This window comes from Pseudomonas sp. SMN5 (assembly GCF_052041925.1).
Classification (GTDB): Bacteria; Pseudomonadota; Gammaproteobacteria; order Pseudomonadales; family Pseudomonadaceae; genus Aquipseudomonas.
The window spans coordinates 70,914-88,533 of the sequence record NZ_JBKGGX010000002.1 but is presented as its reverse complement, the minus strand read 5'-3'; the positions used below and the strand labels follow the sequence as shown (position 1 = coordinate 88,533).

Genomic DNA, 17,620 nt, shown 5'->3' with positions numbered 1-17,620 from the left:
TAGCCCACAGCTTTGGAAAAGCCCGGCCTAGGCCGGGCTTTTCTTTGCCTGGGATTTATATAAAGACTTCAATTTTTTAAAGCACCAGTGATCAAGTGTGGGAGCGCTTGTAGGTTACAGCCCTTGCGCTTGGACCCAGGCCCGCTGGGTCTGGGCAATTGGTGCGCTCGCTGCCACCGCACCAATCACCAGGATCGCCGGGCTCTTGAGCCCGAACGCGCCGGCATCGGCTTCCATCGAGGCCAGGTCGCTGCGGCAATCGCGCTGATGGGGCAGGGAGGCGTTTTCGATCATGGCGACCGGTGTGTCCGCCGCTAGGCCGCCGGCCAGCAGTTGCTCACGGATCTCGCTCAGTTTCGCCACGCCCATGTACACCACCAGGGTGGTCCCGCCCTGAGCCAGGGCCTGCCAGTTCAGGCTGCTGCCGTCCTGGGTGTGCGCCGTGACCAGCGTCACGCCCCGGGCGATCCCGCGTAGGGTCAGCGGAATATCGCATTGCGTCGCTCCCGCAAGACCGGCGGTGATGCCATTGACCAACTCCACCTCGACCCCATGCTCGCGCAGCCAATGTGCCTCTTCACCGCCACGGCCAAAGATGCACGGGTCACCGCCCTTGAGGCGTACCACGCATTTGCCCTGGCGGGCATAACGCAGCATCAACCGATGAATGAACGCCTGTGGCGTGGAGCGGCAGCCGCCGCGCTTGCCCACGGCAATGATGCGGGCGCCGGGGCAATGCTCCAGCACGGCGTCGTTGACCAGGTCGTCGATCAGCACCACGTCCGCCTCGCCCAAGGCGCGCACGGCTTTGAGGGTCAGTAATTCAGGGTCACCGGGACCTGCGCCCACCAGCCAGACTTTTGCGTTCATAGTGTTTTCCTCACGAGACAGCGGCCGCCGGTTGCGCGGTGGCAACCAGCAAGCGTTTGATTTCCGGTACACAGGAACCGCATTGCGTGCCGCAGCCCAGTTCCTGTTTCAGCCCCTGCAAATCCAGGCCACGCTCGATGCCGGCGCAGACCGCACGCTGGCTGACGTTCATGCAGTTGCACAGGGTCTTGCCGGCGCCCAGGGGGGCGCCGACGTTGCCCGGTGGTGCGCTCAACGGTGCCAGCAACCAACGGCGCAGTTGCTCATCGGCGCGACCTTCCGACCAAAGGTTCTGCAACCAGTGCCGAGCCAGGGTTTCACCGGCCAGGCGAATCGCGGTGATGCGGCCGTTTACGATCCGCACCCGTTTACCGATGGCACGGCGCGGATCGTCATAGGCCAGCACCGGTCCGTCCACCAGCCCCAGTTGTTCGTCGATCGCCTGAAGTACCTGTGGTTCGGGCGCGCCAGCGCTGGCGGCGCGAATCAGCAACGCCGGGCGTTCACGCCCGGTGAGGCTCAGGCTGACGTAGGAAAATGCTTCGCACAGCGGGCGTAATGTCTCCAAATGCTGTTGGACATCGTCCTCGATCAAGGCGAAAAGTTGCCAGGGTAGGTTCACCGGTTCCAGACGTACGCCGCTGTGCTTGAGCTCCGGCTGTTTCGACAAGGGGTCGAATGCCGGTTGGGTCAGGGTATTCACGCCGCCCTTGAGGAACCGGTCGCCCCAGTGCATGGGCAGGAACGCCTGGCCGGGGCGGACGCTCTCATCGCTGTCCACCGCCACGATCACCGCGCCACGACGACTCCTGAGGCTGACCAGGTCGCCGGCTCGCAGACGGTGGCGCACCAGTTCATCGGGATGCAGGCTCAATACGGCTTCGTTCACATGGCCGAACAACTGCGCAGCGGTCCCGGTACGGCTCATGCCGTGCCATTGGTCGCGCAGGCGGCCAGTGTTCAGGGTCAATGGGTAGCGGGCGTCACGCAGTTCCTGGGCGGCGCGATATGGGTCGGCGATAAACCGTGCGCGGCCACTATCGGTAGGAAAGATCCCATCCATATACAGGCGTGCGGTGCCGACCGTGGCGCCGGCCGGGAAGGGCCATTGCTGCGGGCCGAGTCGGTCGATCAAGGCATGGCTGATGCCCGACAGGTCCAGGTCGCGGCCGCAGGTCAGCTGTTTATACTCATCGAACAATTGGGCCGGGGTCTCGAAGGCGAACAGGCTGGGCTGGCCCGGGCGCAGGCGTTTCTCCAGGCGTTGGGCGAAATCCACAGTGATGGCCCAGTCCGGGCGCGCCTCGCCCGGTGCGCCAATGGCCCGCCGCACGTGGGAAATGCGCCGTTCGGAGTTGGTCACCGAGCCTTCTTTCTCGCCCCAACTGGCCGCCGGCAGCAGCAGGTCGGCATAGGCGGCGGTCTCGGTGGTGTGGAAGGCTTCCTGCAATACCACGAATGGGCAGGCTTGCAGGGCCTCGCGCACGGCGGTCTGGTCCGGCATCGATTGGGCCGGGTTGGTGCAGGCGATCCACAAGGCCTTGATCTTGCCGTTGCGAACCTGCTCGAACAGCTCGATGGCGCTCAGGCCTGCGTTGGCGGGCAACTGTTCGACGCCCCAGTAGCGGGCAACTTCAGCGCGATGCTCCGGGTTCGCGGCCTCCCGGTGGCCCGGCAGCAGGTTCGACAGGCTGCCGGTCTCCCGTCCGCCCATGGCGTTGGGCTGGCCGGTCAGCGAGAACGGACCCGCGCCCGGACGGCCGATCTGCCCGGTGGCCAGGTGCAGGTTGATCAGCGCGCTGTTCTTCGCGCTGCCGGCGGTGGACTGGTTCAGGCCCATGCACCACAGCGACAGGAAACTCGGCGAAGTGCCGACCCATTGCGCGCACTGGTGCAGTTGCTCGACGCTGATGCCGCAGAGTTGGGCGACCGTGGCCGGCGTGTAGTCGCGCACCAGGTTCTTCAGGTCCGCCAGGCCTTCGGTATGGGCCTTGATGAACGTGCGGTCGACCCAGTCTTCCCACAGCAGCAGGTGCAAAATCCCATGGAACAAGGCGACATCGGTGCCCGGCAGGATTGCCAGGTGCAGGTCCGCCAGGTCGCAGGTGTCGGTGCGCCGGGGGTCGATGACGATGATTTTCATCTGTGGCCGGCGGGCTTTGGCTTCTTCGAGGCGGCGAAACAGGATCGGGTGGGCATAGGCCATGTTGCTGCCGACGATCATCACGCAGTCGCTCAGTTCCAGGTCTTCATAGCTGCAAGGCGGGGCATCGGCGCCGAGGCTGCGTTTGTAGCCCACGACCGCCGAGGACATGCAGAGCCGTGAATTACTGTCGATGTTGTTGGTGCCCACCAGCGCCCGGGCGAGTTTGTTAAAGGCGTAGTAATCCTCGGTCAGCAACTGGCCGGAGATGTAGAACGCCACGCTGTCCGGGCCGTGCTCGGCGATGGTCTCGGCGAAGACACTGGCGGCGTGGTCCAGGGCGCTGTCCCAGTCGCTGCGGGCCCGGGCCAGGCCCTTGCCCAGGCGCAGTTCCGGGTACAGGGCGCGGGCGGCGAGATCGCCGGTCAGGTGCAGGGTCGAGCCCTTGCTGCACAGTTTGCCGAAGTTGGCCGGGTGGGTGGGATCGCCGCTGACGCCGAGGATGCGCTCCTCGTCATGCTCGATCAACACGCCACACCCGACCCCGCAGTAACAACAGGTCGAGGCAGTGCTCTGGCGGCTCATCAGCTTGCTTCCCGCAGGGCCAGCAGCACCCGGCCGTTCTCGACCCGCGCCGAATGGTGATGGGCGCACCCTACGTCCGGGGCCTGGGCCTGGCCGGTTTCCAGGTCGATCTGCCAGTTGTGCAGCGGGCATGCCACGCGCTTGCCGTAGATCAGACCCTGGGACAACGGGCCGCCCTTGTGGGGGCAGCGGTCATCCAGCGCGAAAACCTCGTCATCGCTGGTGCGAAAAATCGCGATATCGCCTTTCGGCCCATTGATGATGCGCGAGCCCAGGGCGTTGATTTCTTCCAGCGCACAGATATCCAGCCAGTTCATGCCGGCACCTCCAGGTTTTTCACGGGGATGACTTCAAACTCTTTCCTGAGCTGGGGTTGTTCCAGGCGCTGCTTCCACGGGTCCTGTTCCAGCGACAGGGAAAGCTTCAGGCGTTCATGCAGGGCTTTGCGCCGCGCCGGGTCTTCGAGCACGGTCTTCTTGATGTGCTCCATGCCGACCCGCTGCATGTAATGCACGGTGCGTTCGAGGTAGAACGCTTCCTCGCGGTACAACTGCAGGAAGGCGCCGTTGTATTCGCGCACTTCTTCGGCGGTCTTGAGCTTGACGAAGAACTCGGCGACCTCGGTCTTGATCCCGCCGTTGCCGCCGATGTACATCTCCCAGCCGGAATCCACGCCGATGATGCCGACGTCCTTGATGCCGGCCTCCGAGCAGTTGCGCGGGCAGCCGGAGACGGCCAGCTTGACCTTGTGGGGCGACCACATGTTGAACAGGTCGTGCTCCAGCTCGATGCCCAGCTGGGTGGAGTTCTGCGTGCCGAAGCGGCAGAACTCGCTGCCCACGCAGGTCTTCACGGTGCGGATGGACTTGCCGTAGGCGTGGCCGGAGGGCATGTCGAGGTCTTTCCAGACACCGGGCAGGTCCTGTTTGCTGATGCCCAGCAAGTCGATGCGTTGCCCGCCCGTGACCTTGACCATCGGCACGCTGTATTTGTCGGCCACATCGGCGATGCGCCGCAGCTCCGAAGGCGTGGTGACCCCGCCCCACATCCGCGGGACCACCGAGTAGGTGCCGTCTTTCTGGATGTTGGCGTGGGCGCGCTCGTTGATCAGGCGCGATTGCGGGTCATCGTGGGCTTCGCCGGGCCAGGTGGAAATCAAGTAATAGTTCAGCGCCGGACGGCAGGTGGCGCAGCCGTTCGGGGTGCGCCAGTTCAGGTAGCTGATGGTCCCGGCGATGGTCAGCAGGTGCTGGTCACGAATCGCCTGGCGGATCTGCCCGTGATTCAGGTCGCTGCACCCACAGATGGCTTTCTCGCTTTTCGGCTTGACGTCCGCCGCGCCGCCCACGGTATTGATCAGGATCTGTTCCACCAGGCCGGCGCAGGAGCCGCAGGAACTGGCGGCCTTGGTGTGTTTTTTCACGTCGTCGACGCTGAACAGCCCATGCTCCTGGATGGCCTTGACAATGGTGCCCTTGCACACGCCGTTGCAGCCACAGACTTCAGCGCTGTCGGCCATGCTCATGGCTTTGTCCTGGCCCTGGTGTCCGACGTCGCCCAGGGCGTTTTCACCGAACATCAGGTGGTCGCGAATCTCGCCGATGGCGGCGTTCTCACGGATCTGCCGGAAATACCAACCGCCGTCTGCGGTATCGCCGTACAGGCAGGCGCCGACCAGCACGTCATCCTTGATCACCAGTTTTTTGTAGACGCCGCCAATCGGGTCGGAAAGGGTGATGGTCTCGGTGCCTTCGCCGCCCATGAAGTCGCCGGCGGAGAACAGGTCGATGCCGGTGACTTTGAGTTTGGTCGAGGTCACCGAACCCTTGTAGGTTGCAAAGCCCAGTTGCGCGAGGTGGTTGGCGCAGACCTTGGCCTGTTCGAATAACGGGGCCACCAGGCCATAGGCGGTGCCACGGTGGCTGGCGCATTCTCCGATGGCGTAGATGCGCGGGTCATAGGTCTGCATCGTGTCGTTGACCAGGATCCCGCGACTGCACGGGATGCCGGATTTTTCCGCGAGTTCGGTATTGGGCCGGATGCCGGCGGCCATCACCACCAGGTCGGCGGGAATGATGTCGCCGTTCTTGAACTGCACCGAGCCGACCCGGCCGTCGCCGGCGTCGTGCAGGGCCTGGGTCTGTTCGCACAGACGGAATTTCAGGCCACGACTTTCCAGGGCGGTTTGCAGCAGTTGCCCGCTGGTCTTGTCCAGTTGCCGCTCCAGCAGCCATTCGCCCAGGTGCACCACGGTCACGTCCATGCCCCGCAGCTTCAGGCCGTTGGCCGCTTCCAGGCCCAGCAGGCCGCCACCGATGACCACGGCGTGTTTGTGGGTCTTGGCGGTGTCGATCATCATCTGGGTATCGGCGATATCGCGGTAGCCGATCACGCCTTCCAGGGTGTGGCCCGGAATCGGCAGGATGAAAGGCGTCGAACCGGTGGCGATCAGCAGGCGATCGTATTCGGCTTCGCTGCCGTCTTCGGCAATGACCCTGCGCTTGACCCGGTCGATCTGCACCACCTTGCGGTTGAGCAGCAAGTTGATGTTGTGGTCCTGGTACCAGCTCAGATCATTAAGCACGATCTCTTCGAACGTCTGTTCACCGGCCAGCACGGGGGAGAGCAGGATGCGGTTGTAGTTGGCATGGGGCTCGGCGCCGAACACCGTGATGTCGTACAGCTCGTTACTCAGCTTGAGCAACTCTTCAAGGGTCCGCACGCCGGCCATGCCGTTGCCGATCATCACCAGTTTGAGTTTTTTCATCAGGCTTCTCCGCGAACTCAGGCCCGTTTCATCACGGCGAATCGGACTGGCTCGGCAATTTCTACGAAAACAAAAAAAGGCGTCCCGCTAGTGATCTAGCGAGGACGCCTTTGTCCTGGTCCCGTTCTCTCGGGAAGCACCGCCTTCATCGTTGGAGGCGTTGCTTTATGTATGGTGAGAGAGACTATGCAGCGGTTGTGCCAAGTGGCTTTGGGATGCGGTTTTATTGGGGATGTCGGCGGCTGAATGCGCTGGAGGGGAATTTATTGCACTGAATCAAAGCGTGTTGCCCGGTAATGGAGCGTGCATGGCCGTCAGGCCCCATCGCGAGCAGGCTCGCTCCCACAGTGGATTTGCGGTGTACACAAGGGTTGCGGTCGCACCGAACCCTGTGGGAGCGAGCCTGCTCGCGATGGGCGCGACCGGGGCTCAGCTATGAAACACCAGAAACAGCAGCACCAGATTCCCCACCAACGACACCAGCGCCAATACTCGCCAGACCTTCAGCGGTTCCCTCTCCAGCAGCGGCCGGGGCCGTACGCTCAAGCTGCGGCGTTCGCCCTGTTCCAGCAGCAACAGCCATTCCTCGGCCGTTTCAAAGCGCTGCGCCGGATCCGCCGCGACCGTGCGCTCCAGGCTTTGCCCGAGCCATTCGGCCAGGTCCGGGCGATAGCGGTTGGCGCTGACCGGCACGCCGAAGCGCGGGCGTTGGAAGGCTTCGATCTCGCCGTAGGGATAATGCCCGGTCAGTAGGAAATACAAGGTCACGCCGACGGCATACAGGTCCTGTCGTGCAGTCGGTGCATCTCCGGCGAAGGCTTCCGGGGCGATATAGCTGGGCGTGCCCGGCAAGACATTGGCCTGGTCCTCCGACAGCCCCGGGCAGTACGCCAGCCCGAAGTCCAGCAGGCGCAGTTCGCCGTCGTCCCCCAAGTGCAGGTTTTCCGGCTTGATGTCGCGGTGGTAGATCTGCCGGCGATGCAACAGGCCTACGGCCCGCACCAGCCGTTGCGCCAGGTCCAGCCATTGAGCCAGGGGCAGCGGGCCGCCTTGGTCGAACAGCTCAGCCAGGGTCTGGCCCGAATATTCGCGCATCACGTAGTACAGATGCTGGCGCTGCGGTACACCGTGGATTTCGGGAAACTGCCGGCCCGCGACCCGCTTGAGAAACCATTCTTCCGACAGCAGCGCTTGCCCGGCCCGGGTGTCGTCCCGCAGGTGCCCTGGCAGGGTTTTCAGCAGCCAGGGCTGGCCTTGGCTGTCACGCACCCGATAGAGCAGCGACTGCTGGCTCTGGCCGAGCATGCCTTCGATCTGCCAGCCTTCGAACAGCTGACCGGATTTGAGCGTTGGCGGCAGGGGCCATTGCTGTAGCTGGATCAGCGCATCCCCGATGCTCGCTTCGCCCACGGCGTCGACCCGCACCAGCAACGCGCTGGCGTTGTCCTGGCTACCGGCCAGGTGGGCGGCGTTGACCAGGGTCTGGGCCGCGATATTGAGGTCCGGTTGGTCGCGCAGGATGCCGGCGATGGCGGTGTCCCCCAGTACCGCCCAAACACCGTCGCTGAGCAGGACGAAGGTTTCGTCGGCGCGCAGCTCGCCGTCGAGGAAGTCCAGGATCAGGTGTTGATCAAGCCCCAGGGCACGCTTGAGCACATGCTGCATGCCCGGTTGTTCCCAGACGTGGTCTTCGCTGACCCGTTGCAGCTGATCGGCGTGCCAGCGGTAGACCCGGCAATCGCCGACGTGGGCCAAGGTGAAGCGTCGTCCGCGCAATACCAGGGCGCTGACGGTGGTGAGCAGGGGCTGCCCTCCACCGTTGGCCTGGAGCCAGCGGTTCTGCGCCAGCAACAGCCGGTCCAGTGCCTGGGCCACGCCCCAGGTCTGTGGCGTGGAATAGTAGTCAAGGGCCAAGGCCTGTAAGGTCGAACGGGCGGCCAGCCCGCCATCGGCGCACTGGCTCACACCGTCGGCGATGGCGAACAGGTAGCCCTTGCTGGCGGCCAGGGCCGGGGCGGGGGTGACCAGGCGCAACGCGTCCTGGTTTTCTTCCCGTGGGCCGATGGCGCTGGCTTCGGCAAAACTCAATTGCAGGCTCATGGTCGCTCTTTATACCCGGGCGGCGGTGACGGCAGCCGAACCCCAGGTGGTTCTCCAGCGACGCTTGACACCGTACAAGCCGAACCAGGCCAGGACACCGAGGCTGGCGAACAACCACAGCGCCAGTTGATAGCTGCCGGTGCTCTGTTTGATCGCGCCCATGCCCGCCGCCAGGGCGAAGCCACCGATGCCGCCGGCCATGCCGATCAACCCGGTCATCACGCCGATCTCGCGGCGGAAGCGTTGTGGCACCAATTGGAACACCGCGCCGTTGCCCGCACCTAAACCGAGCATCGTGCAGACGAACAGGGCCAGGGCTGCGTAGGAGCTTGGCAGGTTGAAGCCCACGGCGGCGATGCAGACGGCCGCGACGGTGTACATGGCCAGCAAGGTGCGAATGCCGCCGAAGCGATCCGCCAGGGCGCCGCCCAACGGGCGCATCAGGCTGCCGCCGAAGACGCAGGCGGCGGTGTAGTAGCCGGCGGTGACCGGACTCAGGCCGTACTGGTCGTTGAAGTAGCCGGGCAGGGCGCTCGCCAGGCCGATGAAGCCGCCGAAGGTCACGCTGTAGAAGAACATGAACCACCAGCTGTCACGGTCGCCCAGGGCCTTGAGATAGTCGGCCATGGATTTGGCTTTCGGCCGCTCGGGAGCGTTCTTCGCCAGCCAGGCGAAGAGCACCAACGTCAGTACCAGTGGGATCAGGGCGAAACCGAACACGTTGGTCCAACCGAACGTCACGGCCATGATCGGCGCGATCAACGCGGCGAGCACCGTGCCCGAGTTACCGGCACCGGCGATGCCCATCGCCTTGCCTTGGTGCTGAGGCGGATACCACTGTGAGGCCAACGGCAGGGCCACGGCGAACGAAGCCCCGGCCACACCCAGAAACAGGCCCAGCAGCAGGGCTTGTTCGTAGCTGTGGATCCCCAGTTTCCAGGCGCAGAACAGCGCGCTGATCACGATCACCTGTCCCACCAAGCCGGCGGTCTTGGGCGAAATCCGGTCGGCCAATAGGCCCATGAACAAGCGCAGCACCGCACCGGCGAGGATCGGCGTGGCGACCATCAGGCCGCGTTGCTGGGTGGTCAGGTGCAAGTCGGCAGAGATCTGCACCGCCAGCGGGCCAAGCAGGTACCAGACCATGAAACTCAGGTCGAAATAGAGGAAGGCTGCGAACAGAGTCGGGGTGTGGCCGGATTTCCAAAAGCTTGAATTCATCGCGCACCTCAGTAAAAGTCTCGAGAAATGAGTCAGTGCTTCGAAGTGGTGCGCCACTCGGGCGACCCCACCGACCCCGGACGTTGGGGCCAAAGCAAAAAAACGCCGCAACCCGAGTCGCCAAGCCAGGCAAAAAGGGTATGCGACGTCTTTGTCGTAGGTGGGGCAACCGCCGTTGGTTACCTGTGGGGGTGATTAAGCGAGATTTGTGCCAACAGCGGAGTCGGAGTGATGCCTATCGCGAGCAGGCTCGCTCCCACAGTGGATTTGTGGTGTACACAAGGGCTGCGGTCACCGCCGGCCTCTGTGGGAGCGAGCTTGCTCGCGATGGCGCCAGCCCAGGCGCTGCGGGGCCTTCAGCCCAACAGCTCATTCATGGCAATGATCTGCTCCGCCACCTGGATCAGCTTCTGCTGGCGGCTCATGGCCTGGCGGCGCATCAGGGTGTAGGCCTGTTCTTCATTGCAGTCTTTCATTTTCATCAGCATGCCTTTAGCCAGTTCGATGCGTTTGCGTTCGGCCAGTTGCTGGTCGCGGGCCAACAGTTGGGCACGCAGGGCCTGGTCGCTTTCGAAGCGGGCCATGGCGACGTCGAGGATCGGTTGCAGGCGTGCGGCATGGATGCCTTCGACGATGTAGGCGCTGACGCCCGACTTGATCGCCTGGCGCATCACCCCCGGGTCGTGCTCATCGGTAAACATGACGATCGGTCGCGGCTGGTCGCGGCTGACCAGCACCACCTGTTCCATCACATCACGCCCGGGTGACTCGGTATCGATCAGGATCACGTCCGGACGCACGGTTTCGACGCGCGACGGCAGGTCGATGGTCAGGCCGGACTCATCGATGACCTCGAACCCGGCCTCGATCAGGGCCGCCTTCAGTCGCCCGACTTTCTTCGCGGTGTCGTTGATCAGCAGGATACGCAGCATGATCGGGCTCCTGTCAGCGACTGGCGCAAAGGGCGGGCGCATCGCTCAAGGCGTGCAGTTTGAAGCTCTTGGCGTAAGCGGCCGGATCCGAGCCGTCCCAGGTGGTGCCGTCGATCAACTGGCTGCTGCGCATGTCCCTGGATGGCGACGCGATGTCCAGCGCCGCGCACGCTTGGCGGTAGAGCTTGAGCTGCTGGACGTCCCGTGCCACGGCCAGGTAATCCGGATCTTCACGCAGCAAGCCCCAGCGCCGGAACTGGGTCATGAACCACATGCCGTCGGACAGGTATGGCAGGTTCACCTCGCCGCCGCCATGGAAGCGCAGGGCGTGGGGATCGTGCCAGCTGTTGCCCAGGCCATCGGCGTAAATCCCCAGCAACCGCGGTTCGATGCAGTCCAACGGTGCATCGAGATACTCGGGGGCACTCAACAGCTGCGCGGTGCTGCGGCGGTTCTCGGTGCTCTGTTCGATGAAACGACTGGCTTCGAGGATCGCCATCACCAACGCCCGGGCGGTATTGGGGTACTGCTCGACAAAAGCGCGGGTGCAGCCCAGGACTTTTTCCGGGTGATCGGGCCAGATGGTCTGGGTGGTCGCCAGGGTAAAGCCGAGGTTCTGTTTGACCGCGCTGGCGCACCACGGCTCGCCGACGCAGAAGCCATCGATCCGACCCGCCTGCAAGTGCGCGATCATCTGCGGTGGCGGCACCACCACACTGTCGACGTCGGACAAGGGATGGATGCCCTGGGCCGCCAGCCAGTAATAAAGCCACATGGCATGGGTGCCGGTGGGGAAGGTCTGGGCGAAGGTCAGTTTCGAGCGAGTTTGGTGCACGTGCCGTTCCAGTGCCTCAGGACTGGTCACACCCTGGGCCTGCAAGCCGTGGGACAGGTTGATGCTCTGGCCGTTCTGGTTCAGCCCCATCAGCACCGCCATCTCGGTCGGTGCGACGCCGCCGATGCCCAGGTGTACGGCGTAGACCAGGCCGTACAGGCTGTGGGCGGCATCGATTTCACCGCTGACCAGCTTGTCCCGCAGGTTGGCCCAGGAACTCTGGCGTATGAGGTTCAGGGTCAGGCCGTAGGGCTGGGCAAAACCCTGGGTCGCGGCCACCACCAACGGGGCGCAGTCGCTCAGGGCCATGAAGCCCAGATTGACCGCGCTCTTTTCCGGGGCATCGCTGCCGTGGACCCAGGCCAGGGGGTTGGCTGGAACTTCATTCATCGCGCATCACCTTCCACATAAAAGCGCCGCCAACCACCGGGATGACGGCGCCCTTGTCCTTGAATCCATATGGCGCCCGTCCCGGCAACGGCACGGGCACCGATGAGCGATAAAGGTGCAAGGCATATGCCAGCCCAGTGCTCATCAGCTTTCCATCAAGATTTCAGGCGCCGCGCCTTCCATCCTGTCGCTCCTTCCATTGGCCACGTTGCAGAGGAGACACCGGTGCAAGACACATCATTTCGCTCCACGGCACTGACTGAACTGCGCGAGCGGATGGTGCACCTGCGAGTCGTCCAGGGCACGGTAGCGCTGGACAGCGCATGCAGCAGTCATTGCCAGGCCCTGCCGAGCGGTTGGCAGGGCCTGGTGGTGCTGGGCGACGCGTTGAGGTGTTCCGGCGGCGAGTGGCAGGTAATGCCCGTTTGCCCGGCGCCGCTGGTGAAACTGCAGGCGTTCTTCGACATGAGCGATGCCTTTGCCACGAAAAGAACCGAGGCCGCGCCGTGGGCCCTGTTGCCGGTGGCGGATGACGTCGTGCGGACCCAGGCGCGGCTCGAACGCTGGTTCATCGAACAGGCGCTGGGCGGCACCCCGGGCTATCGCGCCGTTGTTCCGTTGTTGCGCCAGCATGAGAGCTACGGCTTGGTGCGTTTTCTGTTGGAGCAAGGCACCCGCAGCGAAAAGCTCAACACCCTCGCACAACGCTACGGCGTGTCGGTCTCGCATTTTCGTCGGCTCTGCCGACAAGCCCTGGGCAGCGCGGCCAAGCCGGCCCTGCGCGGATGGCGCACGGCCCAGGCGTTGTTGGACATGAGCCTGGGTAACGGTTCGCTGACCGACGTGGCCCTGGCGTTCGGCTTTGCCTCTTCCTCGCATTTTTCCAAGGAAGTGCGCGAGCTGGTTGGGTTCGCCCCCAGCAGCCTGGCCGACATCACCTACCTGCCGGGCAAATGAGCCGATGAGCCGTCGCGTGTTGTCCCTGTCCTTGCTCCTGCTGCTTGCACCCCTCGCGGCCCGGGCCGATGTCTACAGCTTCGAGGCCCGCGAGCAGAGTGCGCGAACGTTCTTCAGCGAGCTGTCCGGCGTGCTCGGCAAGCCCGTCATCGTCAGTAAGGTGGCGGCGGCCAAGCGGGTCGGCGGCACCTTTGACTTGCGCACGCCACAGCAGACGTTCGAGCGCATCAGCGCGCAGATGGGCCTGATCTGGTACAGCGACGGCCAGGCGATTTACCTGTACGACGGCTCGGAAATCAAAAGCTCGATGGCCGCGTTGCAGACGTTGACGGTGGTCAGGCTGCTGGCATTCCTCAAACAATCCGGGCTGCACGACCCACGCTACCCATTGCGCAATGACGGCCTGCGCACCTTTCATGTGTCCGGGCCGCCGATCTACGTCGACCTGGTGTTGCAGGCCGCCCAGTTGATGGACAACCAACGCTCGGAACTGCTGCTAGGCAAGCAGCAGATCGGCGTGATCCAGGTGCGCAATACCTTCGTCAGTGATCGGCAGTACGAGTTGCGCGATGACAAGGTCACGCTGCCGGGGTTGGCCAGCGTGATCGAGGCGTTGCTGCGCGGCGAGCAGCAGCCGGTCGAGCCCACGGTCGCTCAGGCGCCAGGGTCGCAACCACGGACGATGATGCCGATATTTCCCCTTGAAGGCCTGGCGAACACAGCCTCGGAACACGACCCCACTGCGCCGCGCATCCTCGCCCGCGACGTAGCCGCCGGCAATATCCGCGTGGTGGCCTACCCGGACACCAACAGCCTGCTGGTCAAGGGCCTGCCGGAGCAGGTGCGCTTTATCGAGAACCTGGTGAATGCGCTGGACACGCCCAAACGCCACGTTGAACTGTCGCTGTGGATCATCGACCTGCACAAGGACGAACTCAATCAGCTGGGCATCAACTGGCAAGGCGCGGTGAAGTCCGGCGGTACGTTCAGCGCCTCGCTCAACGCCGGTTCGGCGACCACCCTGGACGGTGCGTCGTTCGTCACCCGCGTGCTGGCGCTGGAGCGCACCCAGCGGGCCAATGTCGTGTCGCGTCCGGTGATCCTGACCCAGGAAAACGTGCCGGCGATCTTCGACAATAACCGCACCTTCTATGCGCCGCTGGTGGGCGAGCGCAGCGTCGACCTGCAGCACGTGACCTACGGCACCCTGGTCAGCGTGCTGCCGCGCTTCGCCCAGGCGGACGAGATCGAAATGTCGCTCAACATCGAGGACGGCAACGAAGTCGAGCGCCCGGCCCAGGACGAGCGCCAGGGCGCGTTGCCGACGGTGGGCCGCACCCGCATCAGCACCGTGGCGCGGGTGCCCCAGGGCAAGAGTCTGTTGGTCGGCGGGTTTACCCGTGACGACCAGGGCGAGCAGATCGGCCGGGTCCCGGTGCTGGGCTCGATCCCCTGGGTCGGCCGGTTGTTCAGCTATCGCCAGAGCCGCTCGGCCAACACCGTGCGAGTGTTCCTGATTCAACCCCAGGAAATTCGCCAGGCCCTTGAGCCCGCTACGTTCGAACCGGGCGGCCCGTTGCTGACCCCGGAGCAGCATGAGCGCTTGCGTCGTTCTTATTTCCGGCTGTCGTCACCATGATCCTGCCGCCGGTTTCCCTGGGTGGACGCGCCGCCCAGGCCCGCCTGAACAGCGAGAAGGCCGCTGAGCATCCACAGCCGCAGATCGACGCGCAGGCGAACGAGGAGGACAGCGCCACGACCGCGGTCGCGCAGCGTATCGTGCAGATCAGCGACGAGCTGTCGGCAGCGCTCACCCAGTTCCGCGGCCGACGCTTGTTCGAGCTCAAGTCCGAAACGCCAGCCGATACTTTCGAGCGCGTGCTGGAGGACGACACCGTACCCAAGGCGCGGCAGGTGCTGAGCCTGGCGCGGCTGGCGGACAAACCAGTGGCGTGGTTGCTGGAGATGGCGCGGCAGCTGTTCCCCGACGACAGCGACCTGGCCCTGGTGCTGCGGGCGCTGTTGCGCCGGCGCAAACTGGAAAGCCTCACCCGCCAGCGCCTCGAAACACTATTGCAGACAGTAGTTGCCCAAGGCTCGCCCAAGCGCATGAACGCCGGGATCAACGCGGCGCTCAAGGCGCGGTTGTTCGGCGCGAGCATGGCGGTGCGGGCCGGCTTGTTGCGCGAGACCTACCGCGACTTTCTCGAATCTGACGAAGGCCCGCTCGATGCCTACCAGGATTGGATCGCCCTGTATGGGCCGTCGCAGCGCATGAACGTGCTGGCCTTCATCGAAGCCGCGTTGCTCACCGACATCAGTGCCCAGGACCCCAGTTGCTCCCACGCCGAGTTCGGCCAACTGCTGGGGCGGCTGACCGACCTCAAGCACCTGCGCTCGGCCGATGTGTTGTTCATCGACACGCTGCTGGGCGATGCGCTCGTCTGCCGGCATAACGCCGATGAGGCTGACTGGCTGGTGTTTCTGTTCGGTGTGCTGGCCTACCCCGATGACCTTGACCAGTGGCTGCTCGGTGCCTTGGGCGAGCCGGTGCTGCTCAGTTCTCACCGTGACCGTTCGGCGCTGTTACAAACCGTGCGCCGGCTCAGCCTGCGCCTGCCGCCGGCGTTGTTCGTCGATGAAGACGCGCCGGAGCGCCTGGCGCAACGGTTCACCCGCCTGGCCGATGTCGCCTATGCCCATGAATGCATCGAGCAGCGCCGCGGCGGCGGTTGTCCGTGATGCCACCCCGGAGCCTGACCTGAATGTTCAATGGGTTCTTGCGCAATGTCAGCGCACGTCCGGAACTGCTGATCCTGAGCCTGATGGTGATGATCATCGCCATGCTGATCATCCCCTTGCCCACGGTACTGGTGGACGCGCTGATCGGTCTGAACATCGTCATTTCGCTGCTGGTGTTCATGGGCTCGTTCTACATCGAGCGCATCCTCAGCTACTCGACGTTCCCGGCGTTGCTGTTGCTGACGACGTTGTTCCGCCTGGCATTGTCGATCAGCACCAGCCGGCTGATCCTGAGCCAGGCCGACGCCGGTGAAATCATCGCCTCGTTCGGTGACTTCGTGATCGGCGAAAGCCTGGTGGTGGGCTTCGTGATTTTCTCCATCGTCACCATTGTCCAGTTCATCGTCATCACCAAGGGCTCCGAGCGTGTCGCCGAAGTGGCCGCGCGCTTCTCCCTGGACGGCATGCCGGGCAAGCAGATGAGCATCGACGGTGACCTCAAGGCCGGCGCCATCGATGCGGCCCAGGCCCGGGAAAAACGCAGCGTGCTGGAGCGCGAAAGCCAGTTGTACGGCTCCTTCGACGGCGCGATGAAGTTCATCAAGGGCGACGCCATCGCCGGCATCATCATTATTTTCGTCAACTTCATCGGCGGCATGGCCATCGGTGTCGGTCAACTGGGCATGGACATGTCCACGGCCTTGTCGACCTACACCCTGTTGACCATCGGCGATGGCCTGGTGGCGCAGATTCCCGCGCTGTTGATCGCCATCGGCGCCGGGTTCATCGTCACCCGGGTCAACGGCGACGACAGCAACCTGGGCCGTAATATGCTCAGCCAGATGCTCGGCAACCCGTTCGTCCTCGGCGTTACCGCGCTGCTGGCGGTCGGTGTCGGTCTGTTGCCGGGCTTTCCATTGCTGACCTTCCTGGCCATTGCCAGCGTGCTCGGGCTGGTGGTGTTCGTGCGCCAGCGCAGCGCCTGGCGCCAGGGCTCGGCCGAACAGCGCGTCGAACCCTCTGGCCAGGACGCGCCGCAGGCCGAGTCAGGCCTGCTCGAAGACGTCGACAACATCGCCACGGAGACCGTCGCACTGATGCTTCTGGTGCCTGCGGCACGCCTGCCGGCGCTGGAAAAACAACGTTGGGCTGCGCGCTTTCGCAGCCAGTTCTTCGTCGACTACGGGTTGCGCATTCCCGAACCCCGGTTGCGGGCCAGCGAGGCGCTGCCGGCGCATCAAGTGGCGGTGCTGATCAATGAAGTGCGCGCCGAACAGTTCGACATCCACTTCGACCACTGGCGCCTGCTGGACTATTCGCCCGAGCTTGAGCCCCTGGGGTTCACCCTGGTGCGCGGCACCGACAGCAATCGCCAGGGCGGCGTCTGGGTTGGCGCGGCCGACCGTGAGCGGGTGCAGCAACTGGGTTATCACCTGCGTCCGGCGGACGAGGAGTGCTATCGCTGCCTGGTCACGCTGCTGGCGCGCAACATCCGCGAGTTTTTCGGCGTGCAGGAAACCAAACAATTGCTCGATGAAATGGAAAGCCGCTACCCCGACCTGCTCAAGGAAGTGTATCGCCACGTCACGGTGCAGAAGATCGCCGAAGTACTGCAGCGCCTGATCGGCGAGCGCATCTCCGTGCGCAACATGAAGCTCATCCTCGAATCGCTGGCCCACTGGGCCTCCCGGGAAAAGGACGTGCTGGCACTGGTCGAGCACGTGCGCGGCGCCATGGCCCGCTACATCAGCAACAAGTTCGCCCAAGGCAACGACCTGCGCGTGCTGCTGTTGTCGCCGGAGTTCGAAGAGGTGGTGCGCCGGGGTATTCGCCAGACCTCCGGCGGCAGCTTCCTCAACCTGGAACCGGCCGAATCGGAGGAACTGATGGACCGCCTCAGCGTCGGCCTGGACAGCGTGCACATCGCCCACAAGGACTTGGTGCTGCTGTGTTCGGTGGACGTGCGGCGCTACATCAAGAAGCTGATCGAGGGCCGTTTCCGCGAGCTGGACGTGATGTCGTTCGGCGAAATCAGCGAGACGGTTTCGGTCAATGTCATCAAGACGCTTTAGGGAAAA

Annotated in this window: 13 protein-coding genes; 4 read left to right on the top strand and 9 right to left on the bottom strand. The window is 64.2% G+C overall.

What is annotated here, in order from left to right; all coding sequences use genetic code 11:
• Positions 1-114 precede the first annotated feature (114 nt).
• The 9 genes from cobA to ACLEJR_RS02085 form a co-directional block, all read right to left on the bottom strand.
• Positions 115-870, bottom strand: a complete 756-nt coding sequence (gene cobA / locus ACLEJR_RS02125) for a uroporphyrinogen-III C-methyltransferase (RefSeq protein WP_440797223.1) — start codon at positions 868-870, stop codon at positions 115-117.
• A 10-nt stretch (positions 871-880) separates the two neighbouring features.
• Entirely contained in the window at positions 881-3,598 is a 2,718-nt protein-coding gene (locus ACLEJR_RS02120) for a nitrate reductase (RefSeq protein WP_440811883.1), read from the bottom strand.
• Positions 3,598-3,915, bottom strand: a complete 318-nt coding sequence (nirD, locus tag ACLEJR_RS02115; RefSeq protein ID WP_440797227.1) for a nitrite reductase small subunit NirD — start codon at positions 3,913-3,915, stop codon at positions 3,598-3,600. Before nirD ends, ACLEJR_RS02120 begins: the two co-directional genes overlap by 1 nt.
• Positions 3,912-6,365, bottom strand: coding sequence for a nitrite reductase large subunit NirB (nirB, locus tag ACLEJR_RS02110; protein ID WP_440811880.1), 2,454 nt, complete (start codon positions 6,363-6,365; stop codon positions 3,912-3,914). Before nirB ends, nirD begins: the two co-directional genes overlap by 4 nt.
• A 429-nt stretch (positions 6,366-6,794) precedes the next feature.
• On the bottom strand, positions 6,795-8,465 hold the full coding sequence (locus tag ACLEJR_RS02105) for a protein kinase domain-containing protein (protein ID WP_440797231.1): 1,671 nt from the start codon (positions 8,463-8,465) through the stop codon (positions 6,795-6,797).
• Between the two features lie 9 nt (positions 8,466-8,474).
• A complete protein-coding gene (locus ACLEJR_RS02100; RefSeq protein WP_440797233.1) occupies positions 8,475-9,686 on the bottom strand; it encodes a nitrate/nitrite transporter in 1,212 nt (403 codons plus the stop codon).
• Between the two features lie 356 nt (positions 9,687-10,042).
• Positions 10,043-10,618 carry an ANTAR domain-containing response regulator gene (locus tag ACLEJR_RS02095; protein ID WP_440797235.1) on the bottom strand — a complete coding sequence of 192 codons (576 nt, stop codon included), beginning with the start codon at positions 10,616-10,618 and terminating at the stop codon, positions 10,043-10,045.
• 13 nt (positions 10,619-10,631) lie between these two features.
• Entirely contained in the window at positions 10,632-11,843 is a 1,212-nt protein-coding gene (locus ACLEJR_RS02090) for a CmpA/NrtA family ABC transporter substrate-binding protein (protein WP_440797237.1), read from the bottom strand.
• Positions 11,836-11,988 carry a hypothetical protein gene (locus ACLEJR_RS02085; RefSeq protein WP_440797239.1) on the bottom strand — a complete coding sequence of 51 codons (153 nt, stop codon included), beginning with the start codon at positions 11,986-11,988 and terminating at the stop codon, positions 11,836-11,838. The genes ACLEJR_RS02090 and ACLEJR_RS02085 overlap by 8 nt, the downstream gene beginning before the upstream one ends.
• A gap of 80 nt (positions 11,989-12,068) precedes the next feature.
• On the opposite strand from ACLEJR_RS02085, the gene ACLEJR_RS02080 reads away from it, so the two are divergent.
• Genes ACLEJR_RS02080 through ACLEJR_RS02065 form a run of 4 tightly spaced genes read left to right on the top strand, consistent with a single transcriptional unit; the run spans position 12,069 to position 17,614 of the window.
• Complete coding sequence (locus ACLEJR_RS02080) at positions 12,069-12,800, top strand: helix-turn-helix domain-containing protein (protein ID WP_440797241.1); 732 nt, start codon at positions 12,069-12,071, stop codon at positions 12,798-12,800.
• 4 nt (positions 12,801-12,804) lie between these two features.
• Positions 12,805-14,439 carry a type III secretion system outer membrane ring subunit SctC gene (gene sctC, locus ACLEJR_RS02075; RefSeq protein ID WP_440797243.1) on the top strand — a complete coding sequence of 545 codons (1,635 nt, stop codon included), beginning with the start codon at positions 12,805-12,807 and terminating at the stop codon, positions 14,437-14,439.
• Complete coding sequence (gene sctW / locus ACLEJR_RS02070; protein WP_440797245.1) at positions 14,436-15,542, top strand: type III secretion system gatekeeper subunit SctW; 1,107 nt, start codon at positions 14,436-14,438, stop codon at positions 15,540-15,542. The genes sctC and sctW overlap by 4 nt, the downstream gene beginning before the upstream one ends.
• A gap of 23 nt (positions 15,543-15,565) precedes the next feature.
• Complete coding sequence (locus ACLEJR_RS02065) at positions 15,566-17,614, top strand: EscV/YscV/HrcV family type III secretion system export apparatus protein (protein ID WP_440797247.1); 2,049 nt, start codon at positions 15,566-15,568, stop codon at positions 17,612-17,614.
• Positions 17,615-17,620: the final 6 nt, after the last annotated feature.